The following is a 4,563-nucleotide window of genomic DNA, read 5'->3' as shown; positions in this document are numbered from 1 at the left end:
CGGGGTGTACTTCTTCCTCTGTCCCACGCGGACATCCTCTCTGGCAGGAACGAATCCCGCCATCTCGGTGTCCACGAAAAGAGGCTAACCCCACGCGTTACATATGGCCCGGTTAGCGGCCGCCCCCTACGAAATGACGTCTAAGCCGGTCGTGAAGCGTTTGGATTGTGGGCATTCCGTCCGGGGTTCGACTCGGGAGAGCTAGAACGTGCGGGTGGACGTGGTTGATGCGCACATTCGTTAGGTGTGCAGGAGGCCGGCGCCGGCGCCCCGTGAGGGGTGCCGGCGCCGCCTCAGTCGGTGCGGGGTGGGTGCTCAGCCGTTGATGACCTGGGGGGCGCCGAGGTGCTTGAGTCCTTCGACGCCGAACTCCAGGCCGTAGCCGGACTGCTTGGCCCCGCCGAAGGGAATGCGGGGGTCGACGTTGCCGTGCTTGTTGATCCACACGGTGCCGGCCTGGATCCGGGCGGCAACCGCCCGGGCGGCCTCGGTGTCGGCCGACCACACGGACGCGCCCAGGCCCACTTCCAGGGCGTTGGCCATGCCGATCACCTCGTCGAGGTCGGTGTACTTGACGATGGGCAGGGCAGGGCCGAACTGTTCCTCGGCCACCAGCGGGTTGTCGTTGTCCAGATCGGCCACCAGTGTCGCGGGGTAGAAGTACCCGGGCTTGCCGGTGTCGGGGTTGCCGCCGAGCAGCACCCGTCCGCCGCCGGCCTTGGCCTTCTCCACGAGGTCGGCCACGACGTCGTACTGGGCCTGGTTCTGCAGCGGGCCCAGCACGTTGGTCTCCTCCAGGCCCACGCCCATCGGCATGGCCGCGGCGATCTCGGTGAGGGCTTCGCACACGGCGTCGTAGACGTCTTCGTGGACGTAGAGGCGCTTCAGCGCCGCACACGTCTGGCCGGTGTTGAGGAACGCCCCCCAGAACAGGTCCTCGGCGATGGCGGCCGGGTCCACGTCGGGCAGCACGATCCCGGCGTCGTTGCCGCCCAGCTCCATGGTCAGGCGCTTCACGTTGTCGGCGGAGGAGCGGATGATCGCCTTGCCGGCCGGGGTGGAGCCGGTGAACATGATCTTGTCCACCCCCGGGTGGGCGACCAGGGCCTCGCCGATCTCCCGATCACCGGTGACCACCTGCAGCACGTGCTCGGGCAGGGCCTGGTTGAGCACCTCCACCAGGGCCAGCACCGACAGCGGGGTGTAACCGGAGGGCTTGACCACCACGGTGTTGCCCATCCGCAGGGACGGGGCGATCTGCCAGGTGTGGATCATCATCGGCCAGTTCCACGGCCCGATCGCACCGACCACGCCCAGGGGCCGGTAGTGCAGCTCCGCCTTAGTGCCTTCCTCGTCGACGAGGGTCTCGGGCTGCAGCTCCAGGGCGGCCGTGGCGCGCAGCCAGGCCGCACAGGAGGCGACCTCGAAGCGGGCGTTGGGGCCGTTGAGCGGTTTGCCCTGCTCCCGGGAGAGCAACTCGGCCAACGCCTCCGCATTGGCCTCGACCGCCTCGGCGGCAGCCACCAGCAGCGCCGAGCGTTCGGCGTGGCCGCGGGCTGCCCAGCCGGGCTGGGCGGCGCGGGCGGCGGTAATGGCCGTTTCCAGGTCCGTGAGGGTGTGCTTGGGGGCCCGTCCGACGACTTCCCCGGTGGCTGGGTCGAGCAAGGTGCGCCCGCCCTCGGCGGGCTGGATCACGGCCAGCAAATCAGCCGCACTAGAGAAAGTGGACAAGGTGGGGGACTCGGCAGTCATGGTGGTTCTCCTTGGTGATGATCGAGCGGATCGCGAAGAGTGGTGCAGTGCAGGTCGGTTCCAGATAGAAGGTGGAGCGACCGGGGGAACGTTTGGAGCCGGGGCAGGGCCACGGCGAAACGACCCTGTCCCGGCGGTCTGTGGGGTGGAGGCTCAGGCGGTGAGCTGGGCCTCCGCGGGTTGAGATTGGGTCAGGAGTTCCTGGATGCGGCAGGCGGCGGTCAGCCCACTTTCGATGGCCCCGTCGATGAACCCGCCCCAGCCGGTGGCGTAGTCGGCCCCGGCGAGGAACATCCGCCCGTCGGGGCGCTGCAGGTCCTCGAAGCACTCGGTGAGATGACCGGCGTAGTGCATGGGCCAGGTCTCCCCGGCGTACTCGTCGGCAACCCAGTTGTGCCCGGTGACCTCCAAGACCTCCAGGCCGGGCACGAGCTGGTCGAGCATCGCCTGGGCGGCGGTCACGTCGTCGATGGGCACGACGGTGGCGTCGGGGCCGAAGGCGACCAGGGTGGTGGTGTCGGCGTCGAAGTACTCGGCCTGGACGAAGTTCAGCGGCGACTCCGCGGGCGCGAAGGCCACGAAGCGCTCCTGCCGGCCGGCCACCTTGATCCACAGCTTCGCCCCGCGCCCGGCCTGTCCGCGCTGGGCCGCTTTCGCCTTGGGCGCGGACAAGACCGGGGTGAACTTCACGGAGTCCAGGGCACCGAGGGGCAGAGTGAGGACCACGGCGGATGCGGTGAATCGGGTGCCGTCGGCGGTGGTGACGGTCGCAGTGCCGTCGGCCTGGTCCACGGCGGTGACCGGGGTGTTCAGGTGCAGGTCGATCTCGGCGTCGGCGCGGATGGCCTCGATGAGCGTTCTCGTGCCGCCGTCGATCTTGTAGGTGGCGCAGGCTTCGAACATCAGCTTCCAGTCCCCGTTGGAGATCGCAGCCCAGCGCAGCGCCTGGGTGTAGGCGGCCTCATCCAGGCGGCCGTTGAAGTTCAGCGCCCAGAACGATCGCACCAGCTGGCGCACCTCGGGCTCCAGGTCCAGGTCGTCGATGGCCTGCGCCAGGATGGTGCTGTCGATCTCGGTGCACACCGGGTTGTGCAGTGGCTCCCAGGGCAGCGGGAAGACCTCCCGGGAGCGGGCCAGCAGGCGGGTGTTGGGCTCGTCCATCAGCTCGAGGATCTCCTCGGCCCCGCCCTTGATGATCCGCCCGTCGACGCGTCGGTAGCCGGTGGTGAACTCCGGGCCGGCGACGGGTTTGATGCCGTAGCGGCCCATCTCGGCCCACACGAAGGGCTGGATCCAGTGCACCCAGGTCCCACCGAGCTCCAGGGGCCGGCCCATCCGATCCTCGAGCCAGGTGCGCCCGCCGATGCGGTCCTTGGCCTCGAGCACGGTCACGGTGTGGCCACGCTGGGACAGTTCCCGGGCGGCGGTCAGCCCGGCGAAACCGGCGCCGATGACGACGACGTCACTGGTGGTCTGAACTGTCCTGGGTCTGGTGGAGACGTTGATCTAGCAAGGAGACTGGGATCATGTCTGCACCACGCAAGTACGACGCCGCCACGGTGGACCGGGCGGTGAGGATGTACCGGGAGCGTCAGGACGAGACCGGGGAGTCGAAGCTGGAGTCCCGCCGCCGGATCGGGGAGCTGCTGGGCATCAATCAGGCCACGTTGCGCAACTGGATCGAGCGCTCCGAGGTCGATGCCGGCACCCGGGTCGGGGTGACCTCCTCCGACAACGAGGAGCTCAAGCGCCTGCGGAAGGAGAACGCTGAGCTCAAGCGGGCCAACGAGATCCTCAAGACCGCCTCGGCGTTTTTCGCGGCGGCGGAGCGAGACCGCCTCATCAAGTGATGATCGACTACATCGACGCCTACCGGGGTCGGTTCGGGGTCTCGCCGATCTGCTCCGTGCTCGCCGCGCACGGGTACCGGATCGCCCCGTCGACCTACTACGCGGCCAAGGCCCGCGGGGTCTCGGCGGCGGTGCTGGAGGAGGCCTACGCCGCCGAGGCGGTCTACGACCTCTACCGGGCCAACCGCAGCCTCTACGGCGTGCGCAAGCTCTGGCACACGGCCCGCCGCGCCGGGCTCCACCTGGGCCGGGACCAGGTCGGGAGGCTGATGCGCATCACCGGGATCACCGGGGTCGTGCGCGGACGCCACCACACCGTCACGACGGTGGCCGATGAACGAGCACCGCGGCACCCGGACCTGATCGGGCGGGCCTGGGCGACCCCGAGTCGCCCGGACCAGTGGTGGGTGGCCGACTTCACCTACGTGTGGACCTGGTCCGGGTTCGTCTACGTCGCCTTCGTCACCGACGTGTACTCCCGGGCCATCCTCGGCTGGCAGGTGACGGCCTCCAAGCACACGGCACTGGTGTCGACGGCCCTTCAGCAGGCGCTGTTCACGCGTCGGCGCACCGACGTCACCTTCACCTCCACGGGCCTCGTTCACCATAGCGATGCCGGGTCCCAATACACGTCGCTGACGTTCACCGAGGCGTTGCTGGAAGCCGGGATCGCCGGGTCCATCGGGACCGTGGGCGATGCCCTGGACAACGCCTTGATGGAGTCCACCATCGGGCTCTACAAGAACGAGCTGATCGAGCTCAACCGCCGCTCCTGGCGCACTCGCGCGGAGGTCGAGACCGAGACCGCCGACTGGGTCCACTGGTACAACGCCCACCGGCTGCACTCCGCGATCGGCTACCGGCCCCCGCTCGAGCACGAAGCGAACTATCGTGAACACCACCAGGCCACCGCGGTCGCGGCGGCCTGACCGGAGTCTCCACCAGACCCAGGACAGTTCAG

3 protein-coding genes and 1 other annotated feature are annotated in these 4,563 nt (G+C 68.9%); of the genes, 1 reads left to right on the top strand and 2 read right to left on the bottom strand.

Translation table 11 applies throughout. The features are described 5' to 3' along the window. Positions 1-315: 315 nt before the first annotated feature. Both ACH9EU_RS08430 and ACH9EU_RS08425 read right to left on the bottom strand, forming a co-directional pair. On the bottom strand, positions 316-1,752 hold the full coding sequence (locus ACH9EU_RS08430) for an aldehyde dehydrogenase family protein (RefSeq protein ID WP_396413491.1): 1,437 nt from the start codon (positions 1,750-1,752) through the stop codon (positions 316-318). A gap of 153 nt (positions 1,753-1,905) precedes the next feature. Next, positions 1,906-3,258, bottom strand: coding sequence for an FAD-dependent oxidoreductase (locus ACH9EU_RS08425; protein ID WP_396413492.1), 1,353 nt, complete (start codon positions 3,256-3,258; stop codon positions 1,906-1,908). Between the two features lie 20 nt (positions 3,259-3,278). On the opposite strand from ACH9EU_RS08425, the gene ACH9EU_RS08420 reads away from it, so the two are divergent. Further along, positions 3,279-4,531, top strand: a protein-coding gene (locus ACH9EU_RS08420; RefSeq protein ID WP_396413490.1) for an IS3 family transposase whose coding sequence is annotated in 2 segments (ribosomal slippage) — positions 3,279-3,573 and positions 3,573-4,531 — 1,254 coding nt in all. Because the reading frame shifts where the segments join, the coding sequence is not laid out codon by codon here. Next, positions 3,560-3,691 (top strand) — a sequence feature (AL1L pseudoknot). It overlaps the preceding gene by 132 nt. Positions 4,532-4,563: the final 32 nt, after the last annotated feature.

The organism is Kocuria rhizosphaerae (assembly GCF_044462265.1).
GTDB classification, from domain to species: domain Bacteria; phylum Actinomycetota; class Actinomycetes; order Actinomycetales; family Micrococcaceae; genus Kocuria; species Kocuria rhizosphaerae.
The sequence above is the reverse complement of the archived record's forward strand: the minus strand, read 5'-3'. Positions and strand labels throughout refer to the sequence as shown.